We start from the raw sequence: 18,174 nt of genomic DNA on the forward strand, positions 1-18,174 counted from the left end.
GATATGCACTGGGGTGACAAACGCGGATCCGCCCTGGGGCGGATGGGGGTATTTGGACAGTTCGTCAAAAACTGCGTTGCCCGTGAACGAGCACGGTAACGGACCTGGTGGAAACGACAGTGTTCCGCCTGGTACCGGCTCGATACGTTGACACATTCCGCGCACCGCCGTACTGGGTCATATTCGTCACGACACGAGTGATTCGCGACGTCCTAAAAGCGTCTGCACGGGCTCAATGTTATTTCTCGCAGCAAGCCGTTGTGGTTGAGGAAGGTACATGTTCACACAGGTAGATCTCCGGACGCGGTTCGGCGAGCGGGGCTATGGCGGACTCTATTCGTCGGAAAGCCTGGTAGCCGTTCTGGAAGAAGTGGAGACCGCGTTCCTGAAGGCCCGGGCCGATGACGCGTTCATGGACAAGTTCAGGGACGTGCTCCGCAGCTTCGCCGGCCGGGCGACACCCGTGATGTACGCCGAGCGGCTGTCGGAAAGGTACGGAAGACGGATCTTCCTCAAGCGGGAGGATTTGCTGCACGGAGGTGCGCACAAGACCAACAGCACGATTGGTCAGCTGCTGCTGGCCAAGTACATGGGCAAAACGCGGATTATCGCCGAGACCGGGGCGGGCCAGCACGGCGTCGCTACGGCGATGACCGGAGCCAAGCTCGGCCTGCCGGTCGAGGTCTACATGGGTGCCGTGGACATCGAGCGGCAGCAGACCAACGTCAAGCGCATGGAACTGTTCGGCGCCCAGGTCCACCCGGTCACCAACGGCGGCGCCACGTTGAAGGACGCCATCAACGAGGCGATGCGCGACTGGATCACCAACGTGGGCAGTACCTACCACTGCTTCGGCACCGCTGCGGGGCCGTACCCGTACCCGTCGATGGTCAAGTTCTTCCAGTCGGTCATCGGCAACGAGTCCAGGGCTCAGATGGTGGAGATGACCGGCGCGATGCCGAGCGCCGTCTTCGCGTGCATCGGCGGTGGAAGCAATGCCATCGGCATGTTCTCGGCATTCGAGGACGACCCTGACGTGCTCTTGTTCGGCGCCGAGCCCGCGGGTGCCAGCGAGGACCCCGACCGGCACGCCGCGACCCTCACCCGAGGAACCCCTGGCGTGTTCCACGGCATGCATTCGCTCTTCCTGCAGAACAGCGAGGGGCAGATCACCAACACCCACTCGATCGCGGCGGGCTTGGACTACCCGGGGGTCGGGCCGGAGCTTGCGGCGATGCAGGACTCCGGCCGCGCCACGTTCGAGGCTGTTTCCGACGAGGAGACGGTGAACGTGTTCGCCGAACTTTCCGAGTTGGAGGGGATCATCCCGGCGTTCGAGTCGGCGCACGCGCTGGCTCTGGCGTTGCGCAAGGCCGACGAACTCGACCCGGAGGCGACCATCCTGGTCTGCGTGTCCGGCCGGGGCGACAAGGACCTGGAAGAGTACTGGAACTACCGAGGGATTTGAGCAGATGAACCGATTCGACACCGCTTTCCAGCAGCCCGGCCGGAAGTCTTTCATTCCATTCTTCACTCTGGGCGACCCGACCCGCGCGGAAAGCATGCGGCTCATCCGCGCGGCGGTCGACGCGGGTGCGGACGCGGTCGAGCTGGGCTTCCCCTTCTCCGATCCAGTCACCGACGGACCGATCAACCAGAGATCGATGCGGCGGTCGCTGTCGTCCGGGATGACCTACAACGGCTGCGTGGAAATGATCCGGGAGATCCGGGCGCTCTACCCAGACCTGCCGATCGGGCTCCTGCTGTACTGCAACCTACTGTTCAAGCGGGGCGAGCGGGCGTACGCCGAGTTCGCCGAAATCGGCGTCGATGCCGTGGTCTGCTCGGACCTGCCACTGGAGGAGTCTGGCAGGCACTGTGAACTCCTGGGTGCCCACGACGTCGGGTGCATCCAGATGATCGCCCCGAACACGCCGACCGAGCGGGCGGCGCGGTTGATCGACAGGTCAAGCGCGTTCACGTACGTCATCAGCCGGTTCGGCACCACCGGGCCGAGCGTGCGGTTCGAGGACGACGCGGTGCACCGCGTGGCCCGCCTGCGCGAACTGTCGGACAAGCCGCTCGTGGTGGGTTTCGGGATCAGCCGCAAGGAGCACGTGGCTGACTTCTGGAACGCGGGAGCCGACGGCGTGATCGTCGGCAGTTACTTCAGCCTTCTTGTGGAGCGGAACCTGGACGACCTGGGCGTCGCGCGCAAGGAGATCGACGAGTTCGTGCGCGCGGCGAGGAGCTAAGGACTGCCTCGAAAGTGGTTCGCGTAGCGGTGCGGGTTGAGTCCCACACTGCAAGCGGCTGACGCCGCTTGTAAAACATGACCGAAAACACCAGCCACCTGGGGCGTCCCGCTCCGGGGACGCGGTGAGACCGGAAGCGCGCCTGTCGTGGTAAGCGGCGGGGTGGAGGAAATCGCAGCGGTGGACCAGCCGCAGGAGGGGCTCTCGCCGACATGCGCCGATCCGACTGGCTACGTCTGCTAATCCTGAGCGCGTTGTGGGGAGCTTCATTCATCTTCCTGAGGGTGCTGGCACCCGTCCTCGGGGCGGCGACCACCGCAGGGCTGCGCATGGGAATCGGTGGGCTGGCTTTCCTGCCATACTTCGCCGTGATCCGCTTCCACCCGCGGTTGCGCACGCACTGGATGCATTACCTGGTGGTGGGGCTGTTCAACGTGGCCGCGCCGATGATGCTGTTCTCCTACGCTTCGATGTACATCCCGGCGTCGTACTCGGTCGTCATCAACTCCAGCACACCGTTGTTCGGCACGCTGCTCTCGGCGGTCTTCCTGAACCAGCGGCTCACCGTACGCGGTATCGCCGGGCTCACCATGGGTATGTTCGGGGTTGCGCTCGTCGCGGGTGGGGGCTCGGAGCCCCAGGGCGCGCTGTTCTGGACGGGCATCGGCGCTTGTCTCACCGCCGCAGTGTGTTACGCCCTGTCCGGGGTCTACGTGAAGCGCTTCGCGTCGCACCTGAAACCTATCGGCACTGCGGGGTGCTCCCAGTTGCTGGCGGGCTTGCTGGTGTTGCCGTTCTGGGTGACGAATCTTCCGCAGGTCGAGATCACCGTCGCGATGGTGCTCAACGTGCTCGCACTGGCCGTGCCGTGCACGACTATAGGCTTCGTTCTCTACTTCCGGCTGATCGCCGACGTCGGCCCGTCGCGGGCGATGATGGTGGCCCTGCTGACACCGTTGTTCGGCGTGTTGTGGGGTGTGGTGTTCCTGGGTGAACGTTTGACGGTTTCCCTGATCGGGGGGTGTGCGCTCATCATCGTCTCGGCCGCTATGGTGCTGATCCGCACTGGCGACAAGGCGCAAACGAAGCAGCCGGTGAAATCCGCCCTCCACTAGCTAGGTGCTGGTCACCCTATGCTTCAAGGACAGCGTCAACGCATCGCCGCCGACCGCACCAGATCCTGCCCATGAGGGCTGCCGTGACCAGCCAGACCGACTTCGACGACCGCGTCCGCCCGAATGGACACGTATTGATGACCATACGGGCACAGTCATGATCAAACGCTGTCGTCCCTGGCGGCAAAAGAGTCAGAATTTGCCACGAAACTTGCGATTAACGACATTTGCTCCGATTGGCGGCAGAATCAAAAACCCAGGTGCAACATCCAGGGTGGACCGATTTCTGCAGGCCGAAACGGAGAATGTTACCGGATGCGGAGGGTGAGGAGCACCTAAGACCATTCTCTTTATGTCGTGCAGGCCCGCCTTGTCGCCCCGTTGCTTGCGTGTGAATCGGCGATTAATGGCACTCATTTTCTCTGAAGAATAATTGCGCGAAGCAGCGTGCTGTCGTCGCCGCAGCTTTCCCCGAAACAACTCGTGCGCCGTCGTGAAGACCCCCGGTCAGCAGCCGCCCCGGATACCGTTCCCGAACGAATCGGAGGCGGCGGCAACAACGGTTCCCCGCTCCCACAAGCCGCCCGGCGCCGGCTCCTCACGTTTATTCTTGTCAGCCCTCCGGGATCGTCGTGAACACCCTAGTACTCCAACGGTAGTTTAAATTACTGTTGGAGTACTAGGTAACAGGAGTCCAGATGGAATTCGCATATTCGGCACGTCTTGCGGAGCTCAAGCGGCGCGCCGGGGATCTGACGAAGCAATTAATGTCCTACGAGGACGAATGCGAGCGGAACGGCAGTCTCTCGGAAGAGAGTCGGTACCGCGTCAAGGCTCTCGTACTGGACAGCGGCCTCGCGGCGATGAACGCCCCGGTCGACTTAGGTGGCGCCGGCCTGTCCTGGCTGGAGCAGATCGTTGTCGAAGAGGAGCTGGGCCAGCTGACCAACGGGCTATGGGCGGCAGTCTGGCGTCCCACGGCGGCGGCACTGCTCGCGAGCACGGCGGCCCAGCGCGAGCAGTACCTGATTCCGGAAGTCCGTGGGCTCAGGTTCGGCGGTCGCGCCATCACCGAGCCTGCGGGCGGCTCTGATCTGCGCCGTATCGCGACCACCGCTGTCCGCACCACCAAGGGTTACCGGATCAATGGTGAGAAGTGGTTCGTCACACTCGGAGACGTCGCCGATTACTTCGTGCTGCTCGCCGTGGCCCAGCCGGACAACGCACCAACCATGTTCCTGGTGGACAAGGACCTCCCTGGTGTGGAGTGCGTCGAGGTGCCCCGCTACACGCACCAGTTCGCGTTTGCGCACCCGCACTTCAGGTTCACCGATGTGGAAGTCGGTGAGGACGCGGTGCTCGGAGCCGTTGGCGATGGCCTCAGGCTCAGCCAGGCCACGTTCTCCGAAGAGCGCATCGTCTTGGCAGCCCACGCGGTGGGCGCCGCTGAACGGGCACTGGCTCTCGCGTCGGACTGGGCCCGTGAGCGCGTTCAGGGTGGTGACCGGATCATTCGGCACCAGCTCGTCCAGAGCATGCTGGCCGACTCCGCCATCGACGTCGCTGTCAATCGCACCTTCGTCCACCGCCTGGCGTGGGACGTCGACCGCCGGAGCGACCTGAAGACCCTCAACGCCAAGATCGCGATGGCGAAGATCGCCGCAACCGAGGCAGCGGGCAGGGTCGCCGACCGAGCGGTCCAGATCTTCGGAGGGCGCGGCTACCTGAGGGAGAACCCGGTAGAGCGCATCTACCGCGATGTGCGGCTGGACCGGATCTGGATGGGCACGTCCGAGGTGCAGCGACTGGTCGTCGCCAACGAGATCGACAAGCGTGGCATCTCCACGCTCGTGCACTTCTCCGGGGCGGACCGCTCATGAACACCACGTTGGTGGATCTGCCACCGACCCGCGAAGCGCACCAGGTGCTCGATCCGTTCCACGGCGTGACCTACCTGGCCACCCAGTCCGTGCAAGCGTTCCACGCGATCGGTCTGACGGGCCCTTGGGACGGCTACTTCGGTGGCCGGGCAGCACCGCTGGGCCCGGTCGGACCGGCAGTGGTGAGCGCCGTCTTCTACCACTTCAAACCATCGATGGTGGCGGCCGAGATGACCGGCTTGTGGGAGAAGGCAACTCCGACACAGGCCCTCCACGCACGTCTGACCGGTGTGGACGCCGCTCTCCGAGCGCTGCTGGACGGTGTGCTGACGGAACGGCGGGTGGCGGAGGCGGCAGCACTGGCGGTGGCGGGAGCAACGGCGTGCTCCGTGCCAGCTCGCCCGCTCTGCGCCGCGAACCAGGCACTGGACCTGCCCGACGAGCCGCACCTGGCACTGTGGCAGGCGGTGACGACGATACGCGAGTTTCGCGGCGACGGTCATGCGGCCGCGCTGGCCGAAGCCAGGCTCGGTGGTGTCGAGGCGCTGATCACCGCGACGGCCTCGGGGATCGAACGACGTGCCAGCATCCAGGCGCGCCGGGGATGGACCGACACGGAATGGGCTGCCGGCGAGCACCGGCTGACCCAACGGGGGCTTCTCACCGCCGACGGGTCGCTGACGAAACTGGGTAGCGAGACCAGACAGGCTGTGGAGCAACGCACGGACCAGCTCGCGGAGGTTCCGTGGCGAGCGCTCGGCGTCACGGCGACCAACCGATTGCTGGAACTGATGCGCCCGCTCACGGCACAGGTGGTGTCCGGGCTGCGCTCGGCCAGCAAGAGAGCTGGCAGAAATGGTTGACCTGACCAGGGAGCGCCCCAGCGCGAGCGAAGTCTCTGATCGGATCGCTCTACGCGAACTCGTCGACAGCTACGCGTACGTTCTGGACAACCGGCTCCAGAAGAAGTTCGGAACCTTGTTCTGCGCGGAAGGCCGACTCGTGGTGCCGCACCCGGCCGGCGGCGATCGTCCCAAGCTCGTGTTCGACGGCGGCGACGGGTGGGCGAGGGCGTTCGCGCTTCTGGCGCCCTTCACCGCCACCGTCCACTTCGTCGGCAACCACCTGGTGTCGATCGGTGGCGACGATGCGACCGGGGAGACCTACTGCCTCGCACACGAACTCTACGACCACGACGGAGTGGGCAGGATGATCGTGCGCTGCGTCCGTTACACGGACACTTACCTGCGGGTCGCGGGTAAGTGGTTCTTCCACACCCGTGAGTTGACCATCGCCTGGATCAGCGACCAGGCACTGATCCCTCCTCCGTCCGTACTGGTCCGGAGAGGGTGATGGCCACGACAGCCGTCGCCGTGCTTCCGGTGGTCCAGCTTATTGCGTCGGCGCCCGCCCACACCTCGCACCCGGCATCCGCAACGGAAGAAGGACACGATGCTCTGGAACGACATGTTCGTCAGCGGCACTGGCCGGTACCTGCCGCCCCGCGCCAGCGCCACCGACCTCGTTGGTGACGGCACGATCGACCGCCAAGCGCTCGAGATGTCCGACTTCGAGTCCTTTACCGCCTCGGACGGGTTCACCGCCGCGGAGATGGCCGCAAGTGCGGCGACCGACGCCCTCCGCCGCTCCGGGCACGATGGCGCCGACATCGCAACGGTGATCCACGCCGTCTTCGATGACCAGGAGCACTACGCTCCCGCCTGTTACGTGCAGCGGGTTGTGGGTGCCTCCCGGGCGCTCGCGGTCGAGGCGGGCGCGGGCAGCTGCGGTGGTGCTGCGGGACTCGTGCTGGCCGCCTCGCACTTAGCCGCCGATCCCTCCGCCACCTCCGCGCTGGTTACGGCGGCGGGCCGGTTCGTCGCGCCGCGCTGGCCGAGGTGGCTGCCCGGGCTGGGGCACTTCCTGGCCGATGGCGCCGCTGCCGCGGTGCTGAGCAGGGGAGCCGGGCAGGCCCGGCTGGTCGCCACCTCCTGCACTGCGGTGCCCGAACTCGAAGACCTGGCCACGCCCACCATTCCCGCGGAGGACGGAAGCCGCATGATGACACCGGCGGAGACGGTCGGCGTCATGCCCCACCTCGGCATGCTCCAAGCAGCCGCTCGCACCGCGGTCGAGCAGGTCCTCCAGGAAGCCGGTGTGTCGCTCGACAAGGTCTCCCGGTTCGCGGTCACCGGATTGGGGTTGGCGCAGCTGACCGTTCTCCTCCTCGATCCCCTGGGCATACCCAGCGACCGGACCAGTTGGCCGCTGCACCGGACACTGGGCCATGTCGGCCCGTGCGACCAGCTACTCGGCCTGGACCACTTCCTCCGGGAAGAGTCCCTCGAGCCGTCTGACACCGTCCTCGTGATCGGGATCGGTGCCGGCTTCCGCTTCATCTGCGCGCTTCTGGAGATCACGGGATGACGGGCGTCTTCACCGACGAAAGGGACACATGATGCTGGAACCGGATCTCACCGAACTGGTCGACTTCGCCCGCCGCAATTCGCCCTACTATCGGGCCCTCTACGCCGGTGTTGCCACCGACGGGCCGATCCGGGCGGAGGACTTGCCGATCATCGACCACGCCGGTTTCTGGAAAGCGAATACGGTGAAGGACAACCGGGTGCTGACGGCTCGCCACGACGACGGTGTCGTGTTCAAAACGGGTGGGACCGTCAACAACCCCAAACTGACCGTGTACACCAGGGCGGAACTGCACGCCATGGCCCGGCTGCAGGGAGACGGGTACGCGGCGGCAGGCCTGCGGACCGGCGACCGGGTTGCCAACCTCTTCTACGCCGGGGAGTTGTACGCCAGTTTCCTGTTCAACGTCCTTTGCCTGCAAGAGACGTGCGTTCCCGTGGTGCACCTGCCGATCGCGGGAAGCCCGTCGCCTGAGGTCATGGCGGACCTGATCATCGAGCAGGAAGCGACCGTGCTGCTGGCCACGCCCACCACGGTCGGCCAGGTCGCGTCGCGGCTGACCGCGCGAGGCGACTCGGCGCCTGCGGTCCACCTCTTCCTCTTCGGCGGGGAGGCGTTCTACGACGATCAGCGCAGATTGATTGCCGACGCGTTCCCCAACGCCGTTGTGCGCTCGCTGGGGTACGCGTCGGTGGATGCCGGTGTGCTGGCCGCGCCCGTCCAGGACGAGCCGGACGCGCGCGTGCATCGCGTCCACCGGCTCCAAAAACTGATGGAGATCGTCGACGACGAAACCGGCGATCCGATCAGGGAACCAGGTCGCCCAGGCAGGCTGCTGGCCACGGACCTCGTCCGGCGGCTGATGCCCCTCATCCGGTATCCGGTCGGTGACCGCGCCGCGTGGATCGACTACGACGATCGCCGGTTCCGCCTGCTGGGCCGTTCCGACGATGGAGCCAGGGTCGGTCCGGTCACCGTCTACCTGGAGGACCTGCGTTTGGTGATCGAGGAACTGGCCGGCGACCAGCCCATCGCGGGATTCCAGGCGGTGCAACGTCGACGGGACTCCAAGGACGAACTCGTGCTGCGGATCGGTGGACAGATCAACGATCCGCGGCCGCTTGCCGAAGCGATATCCGCGCGGTTTGACGAGTTACGCCCGATGTTCGGCGAACACGTGCGCGCCGGACTGATTAACCCGCTGGTGGTCGAGTTCGTACCGGCAGACATGATCAAGGTGAACCCCCGCAGCGGCAAGATTGTCCGGCTGCTCGACGAGCGGGTGGACCCATAGGGCGAAACCCCTGGACAGGCAGTTTCCTGCTCGTCGGCAAAGAAAACTCGACACGGTGAAAATACGGAAGGTGAACTTCCGGCGACCGTTGGAGAAAAATCGTGCATTCGGATTTCAGAGGTCCTGATTCGCTCTCAGCGGGGACGGCGGGTTTCGGTGCGGAGGCCGTGAGCCGCAACCTGGGCATTCTCGCCGAGCGTGAACAAGCGGTACTCCGGGCCGCGACCGTGCTGGTGGCCGGCTGCGGCAGCGTGGGTGGTGCCGTGGTCGAACCGCTGGCGCGAATGGGCGTCACCCGTTTCCGGCTCGCCGACCCGGACAGATTCGACGTGTCGAACCTCAACCGGCAGGCGTGCGTGGTCGCTGATGTCGGCCTGCCGAAACCCGAGGTGCTCGCCCGCCGGGTAGTCGCGATCAGTCCCACCGCCGAGGTGCGCACCTACCCGGACGGTCTCACCCTGGAAAACCTCGACGAGGCGCTCGACGGCGCGCACGTCGCCTTCGACGCGATCGATCCCGCGATGTCCGCGTGGGTCAAGTACCAGCTGCACGAACGCGCCGCCCGTCGCGGCATTCCCGTCGTCGCCGGAGTCGACTGGGGCGGAAAACCGGCCGTGTTCGTCTTCGACTACCGCCGCAACCCGCTGCCGTTCCACGGGAAGGCGACAGCGGAAGCGCACCGGGAGAACCGTCTGTGGGACTCCGTGCGCTGGTTCGGCAGGACGCACTTCCCCAGCGACTACCTCCCCATCATGTCCGACCGGCTGGCCAACGGCGGTACCTGGCCGCAGATTTCCTACTGCGTGATGGGTCTCGGCGCGCTCGGCAGCAGGGTTGTGCTCAACTTGCTGATGAACCGACGGGTGAAATCCGTAGTGACGGTGGACTTCCATGCTGCGGCCATGCCGAGAGCCGCGGCGTTAGCCCACCGGGCGCGTATGCCGCTGGAACTCGCCCGAACTCTGTGGACCATTCGCCAAGTGACGAGAAAAGGCGGTTCCCAGCCAGTGCGGAGCGGGCAACGGGAGCGCGAACTGCCCCCGGAACTCACCGCCGTGCTGGACGGCGCCCGTCTCGCTCCCTCCACGTACAACTCCCAGCCGTGGCGTTTCGAAATCGTCGACAACCACACCGTCCGGCTCGCGCTAAACGGGGCACGCTGGCCGACAGCGCATCCGGACCAGCTGGGCTGGGCCGAGAACCTCGGATGCGCGCTGGGAGCTCTTTCGTACCTCGCGCACGGCGAATGGGAGGCGCACGAGGGTGAGCTCACGGACCAGAACTGGTCCGCAGGCCGATTCCGCCTCGATCGCCTGCGTGACGACTTCTTGACCCGCCAGGGCGTTTTGGGGGCACGTTCGACGTACCGAGGCGACATGCTGTCCACCCCGATCGACCGCACGACCCTGAAGCAGGTCGAAAAACTGTGTACCGACCGGAATGTCAGCCTGGAGACGATGAGGGGCTCGCAAGCTCGAAGCAGTCTCCTCGGCCGGACCGCATGCGATAGGTCCACGTTGATCGGCAACGAGGACGAACTGTGGGCGTGGGTGCGCAAGCGGGCCGATACCGAGTTCGGCCTCAGTTGGTTCGGCAAACCTCACGACCTGCTCGGAATCTCCGGTGTCGCCGGACATCTTGCATCGGCTCTGGCGGGATCTGCGATCCCGGACGTGGCCAAACGCCACGTACTGGCAGGGGTTGTCGAGCACGGGCGTGCCCGGCAGTTGCGCAATTGCGGCGCGGTACTCGTGCTGCGTGGCCCTCGTCAGACCGTAGCCGACCGCATCAGCGCGGGCGAGACGTTGATGCAACTGTGGCTGTCCCTGGTTGAGCAGGGATACGCGGCTCAGCCGTTGCTGGGAGAATTCGGCGGACTCGGGACCCCTTCGACCAGAGACGCCTCCGGCGACAACGCCGTGCTGGCGGTCCTGCGTGTCGGCAAGGGAACCAGACCACCGACCACGCGGGTGGCGCGCTGTCCGCTGGCGACGTCGGTGAAGTGGGTCGAATAGCAAACTCCCGCTGAACTCAGGCCTCGGGAGTCCGCGCACCCGCGAACTGAACGGCACCAGCTCTGCAGCGGATCCTGGAGCAGGGGGCGCCTCTCGCAGCGGAGTCCTGAGTGCCACGCCAGCGTGTCGGGAGCAGGAGCGTATTATTGATCCGGGTGGCAAATGTGTGATGTTAGGCGGCGTAGCGAACTTCGGGTTTGCCGAAGTAGGAGCGAACTCGGTCGGGCAGCTTCTGGAGCCGGTGGAGGAAGGAGCGGACCGCTTGTTTTAACTCGGCGCGGGTTTTGGGGGCTGTGCTGGTGGAAACGGTGCGTTTGAGGTCGGCATTGAGTAGCTCGTCGGGGTTGAGTTCGGGGCTGTATCCCGGCAGGAAGTGCATCGCGATCGCCTCAGCGTGCTTGGTGATCCATTGCTGGATAGTCTTGCGGCGGTGGACGGGGTGTCCGTCAACGATCAGGTGGACCTTGCGGTCCAGATGGCGGGTCAGCCGGTCCAGGAACGACAGGAACACCTTGCCGTTGAACGAGCCGGTGTAGACGGTGAAGTACAGCTCGCCTTTGTTCCCGATCGCGCACATCGCGTTCACGCTGAATCGTTTGCCCGTTTTGCCCACCACCGGTGTCTGGCCCGCCGGTGCCCAGGTGCGGGCCACGGTGGCGTCGGAGCGGATCCCGGTCTGATCCAGCCACAGGATCAGTGCGCCCTCGCGGCGGGCGCGGGCGGCGATGGCCAGGTAGTCCTCCTCCAGCCATCGGCGTACGGACTCGGGGTCCTGTTCGTAGGCCTTGCGGATCGGTTTCTGCGGCGACAATCCCCAGGAACGCAGGTAGTTGCCGACGGTGCGCAGGTTCAACACGATGCCGTGGCGCACCCGGATCAGCTCGGCCACTGTCTTGCGGGTCCACACCAGGCCGGCCAGCCCGAACGTGGCCGGGGTGTGCTCGGCCACCGCATACCGCAGCTTGCGCTGCCGGCGGGCACTCAACGCTTTCTGCTCGCCGGACTTGCGACCCCGGCGACGCCCGGTGAGACCCTTCGAGCCACGTTTCCGCCACGCCTGCACCCATCTGGACACCGACTGCGGGGCCACCGCGAACACCCGGGCCGCCTCGACCTGACTCATCCCACCATGAACAGCAGCGACCACCCTGCGCCGCAAATCCTCCTGCGCCTCAGGCGACAACCTCCGCGCGTCCCGCACACCAGCGATCATGCCAGAACAACGAAGATCACACCTATAAGTTCCCGATCAATAACCGACTGCCACGGTCACGATTGCGTCATGCTGGAGGCTGGGATTGTGCGGCCGAGACGTCAGCCTGGTCGAGAAGCCACGACACTGTCACGTCGATGACCTCGCGCTCCACGTCCCGGAAGCCGTGTCCGCCGCCTCGTACGCGGTGCCAGTCCGTGCGCGGCCGCCGGGCTGCCACCTCATGGGCCACCTCGTAGGAGACGTGCTCATCCACGTCGCCATGCACGACGAGCGCGGGGATGTCGCTGGCGAGAAAGGCAGCTCGCGGGTCGAGCTCCGCGAATTCTTCGAAGAGCCGCGCGCCCAGTTCGAACCGTCCCTCGATATCGAGAAAACCCCGCTGTTGCAAGGAGCTCAGGTCGTAGTAGAGCTGCCGCCCGCGCGGCAGCTCCGGTTCCAGGAAGGTCCGCCGTAGGTCGAGCACTGGCTGCCACAGCGCCACCGAGTCGATGGGCAACTCGCCCAAGGAGAGCGTGGTGCTCACTGCACCGAAGCTCGACGCCACCACCGAAACCGGGCGTCCCACGGACTCCACGGCCGCCCGCAAGTCCAACCGTTCTCCCGCGATCGTCATGTCGCGTGGCCTGCCCTCGCTGCGGCCGTGCCCGCGGAAAGAGAAACGCAGCACCGAGAATCCCGCGGCCGCCAGCCGATCCGCCAGGATCGGGAACAGTTCTTGCTCTGCGAGGTCAGCGGTGATGCCGTGGGCCAGCACCACAGCATCCGCACCGCCCTGATGCCAGGCGGTCTCAAGGCGGACACCGTCAGACGTGATGATCACAGGTGAACCTCGGTCCCGAGTCGACCGATCGCTGCAACCACCCTCGTGCAGGCAAGCATGGAGAAGTCTTCTGTGGTCGCGATTCCTGCGATGCCCGCCTGTCGCATGCTGAGCCCCGCTGCCACTGCAGTAACCTCCTCGTCGAGAACGCGGATCAGACACCGAGACTGAACGGCGTATCCCCCGTGGATCAAGCCCCTGGTCGAATTTTGTCCTGCAGGACTAATATGTATTAGCACCTTGACAGAAGCGCGTTGATGGGACGGGTCACGTACTCGCGTGCATCATCGAAGCTGGCATCCGTGCTGAGGACTGGGTTCCGGATTGAGGTGCAGTGGTCTACCGGGGCTGCCGCGGGCAAGGGGTTCGCGTTGATCAGTACCGCGAACGCATTCGTCACGCACAGGTAGACGGAGTGGTTCACCGAAGGAATGTAGTGCGGGAGCCCCTGGATTTGTCCGTGGGGAGGAAGCACGTGACGTCCAGCATGAGGCGTCCAGCGGTAACCCACCTACGCTTACTTGTGATCGATGGTTGTTTAAAATGATCTTTATGCGGTTGGCGTACCGGTGCCGGGCTTACCCGGACTCCGGACAGCTGGCCCGGTTGGGTCGTACGTTCGGGTGTGTGCGCCTGGTGTGGAACAAGACCCTCGCCGTACGCCACCGTACCTACCATGGTGAGGGCCGCCGGATCTCGTACAAGGAGACCGACGCGGCCTTGACGCAGTGGAAGAAGGCCGAGGTGCTGGCCACTCTGACGTCTACGCCGTCGGCGACGCGCCGGAATCGGCCCGGCTACCAGCTGGGCAACCTCGACTTGATCACTGTGCGACCAGCCACAAGGATGTTCTTCGCCGCGTTGATGTCCCGGTCCTGCCGGGGCCATGTGCCGCTGGTAGCGGGCCAAGTTGCGAGCCTGTGTGGGGTGCCGCGGCGATCCACCGGCCTGGTGTCGGGCTAAGATGTTCATGAACGCGGGCTTGCTGATCGCGGCGTTCAACTGGGATCACGAGCAACGCGGTGGCCTGGCTCGCCACCCCAGAAGCGGGCTACGTCAACGGCACGGTGATCGACGTCGACGGAGGCCTCACCAGGGCCTGGCACTCCACGACCGAACCAGGGCATCATGGTTCGCCCGCCGGGCCCCGCTGGGTGGGGATGAGGTCCCGGAGGTACTCGCGGTGTCGGGCGGGTAGTGCCCTGCCACCTGGTCGTGGTGTTCGTTTGGGGTCCACTGTGGGCGGTGGGATGAACACCGGTCGCCGGTCTCGTATCTCGGTTTCCCACCGCTGGTTGTGCAGGGTCCGGTGATGATAACCGCAGAGCATCACCATGTTGCCCAGCTCGGTGCTTCCACCATCGACCCAGTGGGCGATGTGATGTGCTTCCGGGGTTCCCGGCGGCCGGTCGCACCCCGGAAACGCACACACCCCGTCCCGCTGCAGCAACGCCGCCCGCAGATGCGTCGGCGCGGTCCGCTTCGCCCGGCCCACCTCCAGCGGGAGGCCATCCCCGCCGAGAACCATCGGCAGCACCTCGGCGTCGCAGGCGATGCGGCGGGCGTTCTCGGCGGTGATAGCGCGTTCGGTGTTAAGGGTGCCGGGCAACCCTGTTTCGGCGGCGACGAACCCGAGCCCTCGCTTGAGGTCCTCGAAGTCGATGGAGATGGTGATGTGCGGCCGCTGTCCACCCGAACGCGGAACCCCGTCATGATCCAGCGCCAGGTCCAGGATGGCGGCGAAGCCGTCGGCGTTGCGCTGCCCCACCGTGCGCGGATCCTTCTCCCCCTCCACCTCCGGCCGCGGTGCGGCCAGCGGTTGCATCAGCGCGGCGAACTTCGCCCCGGCCTCGCGGTCGAGGCGGGCTTTGATGACCGTCATTCCGTCCCGGGCAACCGTGTAGTGCAGCTCCCGCGACTCATGCTGGTCTTCCTCGTCGTCGTAGGCACCGTCCTGATCCAGCAGATAGCGGATGCGCTCGGCGAGCTTCTCCAGCTCACGAGGCGTCATCATCCGCGCATACCCGGCCAGGGTTGATTCGACCTTACCGACCTGATGACAGCGGGCATACTCCGGCAGGCGGCGGACCCCGTCCACGATCACCCGCGCATGCTCCAACCCGATCGCACCCTCTGCCAAAGCCGCAGCAGTCTCAGGCAGGTCGGCGGGCATGACCTCGCCATACAAGCTCTGCCGGTCCTCAACATTGCGGGCGACCTTGACGCGGGTTTTCGCATCACGCGCATCGATGTTGAGCAACCCCTGCAACCACACCTGCGCCGACCGGAACCCCAACTCGGCATACCCACCACGGTGGTCGGCTTCGGCGATGCACTGCAACTGCTCCATCATCAACACCCGCATCGCCTCCTCCAGTTCACGGATACGGGCGGCGAGTTCGGCATCCGTGCACGACACCGCCGACCGGGCACTGGTGGTGCCGACGGCCGGATCCTGGGTGTTCAACAGCGGTGTCATACCAAATATTCTCCCGCATTAGAACACCAGTTCGCACGTCATTTATGGTCGCTTGATCAGGTGAAACACCCGGCCCGAAACCCAAAAACCCAAGCCGCGGAAACGAAAACACCGGAAACCACGACACAGCACCGAAAACCAGGGCACGTCGAAGGCGCCACCCAACCACCACCACACCACCAGCACGAGCGTCGTGAGCGGTTTCAGGCGCTATAGCCCCGAAAATCACGCACGGGCCACCTCGGAACGCAGCGATCACCACCACCCACACCCCCTAGCTAGGGCGGTGTCGAGGATCGCCAGGCCGCGATCGATCTCGGCGTCGGTGGCGGTCAGCGGCGGGGCGATGCGGAACGTCCCGCCCATGCCGGGCAGCTGCACGATGTTCATGTGCAGGCCGAGCTCAGCGCAGCGCCTGGTGACGGCGGCGCCGAGCTTGTCGGCGTCCTCGCCACCCGGCCCGTCGACCAGCTCCAGCCCGATCAGCAGACCGCGCCCGCGCACGTCGCCGATCACCGGATACCGCCCGGCGAGCTCCTCCAGACCGCCGCGCAACCGCACGCCCAGCTCGCGGGCGCGCGCGTCGAGGCGGTCGCGGCTCAGCACGTCCAAGACGGTGTTGCCAACGGCCGCTGGAAGCGGGTCGTTGACGTGCGTGGTGAAGAACAAGAACCCGCGGTCGTGGGCTTCCTGCTCGATCTCGGTGCTGGTCAGCACGGCCGCGAGGGGCAACCCGGCGCCGAGGGTCTTGGACAGGGTGAGGATGTCCGGGACGACGCCGTCGCGCTCGAAGGCGTACCAGTCACCGGTGCGGCACAGCCCGGTCTGGGCCTCGTCCAGGATCAGCAGCATGCCCCGCTCGCGGCACTTGTCCCGCAGCGCCGCCAGGTAGCCAGGCGGGAGGTCGACGACGCCACCCGAGCTCAGCACGGGCTCGACAAGGCAGGCCGCGAGGCTGCCGACCGACTGGGCGTCGATCAAGTCGAAGCCGAGGTCGAGCTGCCGGTGCCAGTCCAGGTTCCCGTCGGCGTCGACGATGCCGGGCCGGAACCGGTCGGGCACCGGCAGGGCGAAGTTCCCCGGGACGGCGGGCCCGTACCCGACTCGCCCGGCGCTGTAGGTGGCGTTCGCCGCTGCCTGGGTCATGCCGTGCCAGGACCGGGCGAACGAGACGACCTCGTGCCCGCCGGTGACGAGCTTGGCCATCCGCAACGCGGCCTCGTTCGCCTCGGCACCGGTGGTCAAGAACATGGCCTTGTCCAGCGGCTCCGGCAACGTCGCCGCTAGCCGCTGGGCGAGGTCGAGCACCGGGCGGCTCAGCATCCCGCTGTAGAGGTGGTCGAGCCGGGCGACCTGCTCGCGAACGGTCGTGACGATCTCCGGGTGGGCGTGTCCGAGAATCGCGCTCATCTGCCCTGAGGTGAAGTCGAGCAGCTCGCGCCCGTCCTCGGTGAACACCGAACTGCCCTCGGCGCGGGCGATGATCCCGGGGCTGAAGGCACCGCGACCCGAGTAGCGGACCAGGTGGCGTTCTGGTGCGGTGCGCGCGATGTCGTCCAGCATGGGCCCGACGCTACGAAGGATGCAGGTTTGCGTCCATCACACGATTTCGACGATGCTGTTCGATGGAGCCGCACAATGGTGGCATGCTCAACCCGTGGCGCCTGCGCCTGCTCAGCCTGCTCGACAGCCTCGGCACCGTCCGCGCGGTGGCCGAGACGCTGCACCTGAGCCCGTCAACGGTGTCCCAGCAGCTCGCGGTGCTCGAGACCGAGACGCGCAGCCGGCTCCTGGAGCGGTCCGGGCGTCGGGTGCGGCTGACCCGGACCGGAATCGCCCTCGCTCGCCGAGGCCGCGAGATCCTGGACCAGATGGCCGAGGCGGAGGCCGAGCTGCGCGCCCTCAACGACGAGCCGATCGGCACCGTCCGGCTCGGGGTGTTCCAGAGCGCGATATACACGCTCGCCGTACCGGCGGCGGCCCGGCTGGCGGACTCGCATCCGCACCTGCACGTGGAGCTGATCGAGTCCGAACCGCACGAGAGCGGGGCCGCGCTGCGCACCGGCGAGGTGGACGTGATCGTCACGACCACGGACTACGTCAAGTTCCCGTGGGACCGGGACCTCGAAGTCGTCCCGCTGGGGACCGACCCGGTGGTGCTGGTCCTGCCGCCGGACCATCCGCTCGCGCGGCGCCGGGTGATCGATCTCGCCGCGTGCGCGGAGGAGACCTGGGCGTGCGACCGGCCGGGCTCGTACATGGCCGAGCTGACCCAGCGGCTATGCCGCGAGTCCGGCTTCGAACCCCGGGTGGCCTGCTGGTTCAGCAACTACCTGCTGCTGCTCCAGCACGTCGAGTCCGGCCGGTCGGTGGCGATGCTGCCCGCGCTGGCCGTCCCACCCGAAATCCCGGTCGTCACCCGCGAGCTCAGCACGCCGGTGCACCGCAACGTCGCGATCGTGCGGCGCCGGGTGGCAGCGCTGCGCGTGGCCGTGGACGCCGTCGTCGAGACGCTGCTCGACCACCCGGACATCCCGGCCCTGTCCGCACCCGGCGCCGCCGGACACCGGTGATGTCCGCTTCGGCAACGCATGGCCCTCGGGGTGCTCGTCGCGGCGGCCGAGGACCATCGCGGCGGCACCGGAGCCCGGGGTGAGGGGGCGAACTGGGTGA

Annotated in this window: 15 protein-coding genes; 11 read left to right on the forward strand and 4 right to left on the reverse strand. The window is 66.2% G+C overall.

Features of this window, described 5'->3' with window-relative positions:
- Positions 1-277: 277 nt before the first annotated feature.
- The 9 genes from trpB to DL519_RS03375 all read left to right on the forward strand — a co-directional run bounded on the left by trpB (position 278) and on the right by DL519_RS03375 (position 10,986).
- Positions 278-1,468 carry a tryptophan synthase subunit beta gene (gene trpB, locus DL519_RS03335; RefSeq protein WP_190812829.1) on the forward strand — a complete coding sequence of 397 codons (1,191 nt, stop codon included), beginning with the start codon at positions 278-280 and terminating at the stop codon, positions 1,466-1,468.
- Between the two features lie 4 nt (positions 1,469-1,472).
- Positions 1,473-2,255: a tryptophan synthase subunit alpha gene (gene trpA / locus DL519_RS03340; RefSeq protein WP_190812830.1), complete on the forward strand. Its 783-nt coding sequence runs from the start codon at positions 1,473-1,475 to the stop codon at positions 2,253-2,255.
- A gap of 212 nt (positions 2,256-2,467) precedes the next feature.
- Positions 2,468-3,370, forward strand: coding sequence for a DMT family transporter (locus DL519_RS03345; protein ID WP_190812831.1), 903 nt, complete (start codon positions 2,468-2,470; stop codon positions 3,368-3,370).
- Positions 3,371-4,068: 698 nt separating this feature from the next.
- Positions 4,069-5,250 (forward strand): acyl-CoA dehydrogenase family protein, encoded by a 1,182-nt coding sequence (locus DL519_RS03350; RefSeq protein ID WP_190812832.1) that lies wholly within the window; start codon positions 4,069-4,071, stop codon positions 5,248-5,250.
- Complete coding sequence (locus DL519_RS03355) at positions 5,247-6,113, forward strand: SCO6745 family protein (protein ID WP_190812833.1); 867 nt, start codon at positions 5,247-5,249, stop codon at positions 6,111-6,113. Before DL519_RS03350 ends, DL519_RS03355 begins: the two co-directional genes overlap by 4 nt.
- Entirely contained in the window at positions 6,106-6,603 is a 498-nt protein-coding gene (locus tag DL519_RS03360; protein ID WP_190812834.1) for a nuclear transport factor 2 family protein, read from the forward strand. The genes DL519_RS03355 and DL519_RS03360 overlap by 8 nt, the downstream gene beginning before the upstream one ends.
- 99 nt (positions 6,604-6,702) lie before the next feature.
- Positions 6,703-7,677 carry a 3-oxoacyl-[acyl-carrier-protein] synthase III C-terminal domain-containing protein gene (locus tag DL519_RS03365; protein WP_190812835.1) on the forward strand — a complete coding sequence of 325 codons (975 nt, stop codon included), beginning with the start codon at positions 6,703-6,705 and terminating at the stop codon, positions 7,675-7,677.
- A 28-nt stretch (positions 7,678-7,705) separates the two neighbouring features.
- On the forward strand, positions 7,706-8,971 hold the full coding sequence (locus tag DL519_RS03370) for a phenylacetate--CoA ligase family protein (protein ID WP_190812836.1): 1,266 nt from the start codon (positions 7,706-7,708) through the stop codon (positions 8,969-8,971).
- Between the two features lie 167 nt (positions 8,972-9,138).
- Positions 9,139-10,986, forward strand: coding sequence for a ThiF family adenylyltransferase (locus DL519_RS03375; protein WP_190812837.1), 1,848 nt, complete (start codon positions 9,139-9,141; stop codon positions 10,984-10,986).
- A 172-nt stretch (positions 10,987-11,158) separates the two neighbouring features.
- Here the strand turns inward: DL519_RS03375 and DL519_RS03380 are convergent, their stop codons facing one another.
- Positions 11,159-12,199: an IS630 family transposase gene (locus DL519_RS03380; protein WP_190812838.1), complete on the reverse strand. Its 1,041-nt coding sequence runs from the start codon at positions 12,197-12,199 to the stop codon at positions 11,159-11,161.
- Positions 12,200-12,266: 67 nt separating this feature from the next.
- Positions 12,267-13,022, reverse strand: a complete 756-nt coding sequence (locus DL519_RS03385; RefSeq protein WP_190812839.1) for an alpha/beta hydrolase — start codon at positions 13,020-13,022, stop codon at positions 12,267-12,269.
- 543 nt (positions 13,023-13,565) lie between these two features.
- Between DL519_RS03385 and DL519_RS45525 the strand changes: the two genes are divergently transcribed.
- A complete protein-coding gene (locus tag DL519_RS45525; protein ID WP_223838403.1) occupies positions 13,566-13,985 on the forward strand; it encodes a helix-turn-helix domain-containing protein in 420 nt (139 codons plus the stop codon).
- 163 nt (positions 13,986-14,148) lie between these two features.
- On the opposite strand, the gene DL519_RS03395 is transcribed toward DL519_RS45525, so the two are convergent.
- Both DL519_RS03395 and DL519_RS03400 read right to left on the reverse strand, forming a co-directional pair.
- Positions 14,149-15,501 (reverse strand): HNH endonuclease signature motif containing protein, encoded by a 1,353-nt coding sequence (locus DL519_RS03395; protein WP_190812840.1) that lies wholly within the window; start codon positions 15,499-15,501, stop codon positions 14,149-14,151.
- A gap of 255 nt (positions 15,502-15,756) precedes the next feature.
- Entirely contained in the window at positions 15,757-17,064 is a 1,308-nt protein-coding gene (locus tag DL519_RS03400; RefSeq protein WP_190812841.1) for an aspartate aminotransferase family protein, read from the reverse strand.
- A gap of 83 nt (positions 17,065-17,147) precedes the next feature.
- On the opposite strand from DL519_RS03400, the gene DL519_RS03405 reads away from it, so the two are divergent.
- Positions 17,148-18,074: a LysR substrate-binding domain-containing protein gene (locus tag DL519_RS03405; protein ID WP_190823740.1), complete on the forward strand. Its 927-nt coding sequence runs from the start codon at positions 17,148-17,150 to the stop codon at positions 18,072-18,074.
- The last annotated feature ends 100 nt before the right edge of the window (positions 18,075-18,174 follow it).

Origin of the sequence: Saccharopolyspora pogona (assembly GCF_014697215.1) — a bacterium.
Classification (GTDB): Bacteria; Actinomycetota; Actinomycetes; order Mycobacteriales; family Pseudonocardiaceae; genus Saccharopolyspora; species Saccharopolyspora hattusasensis.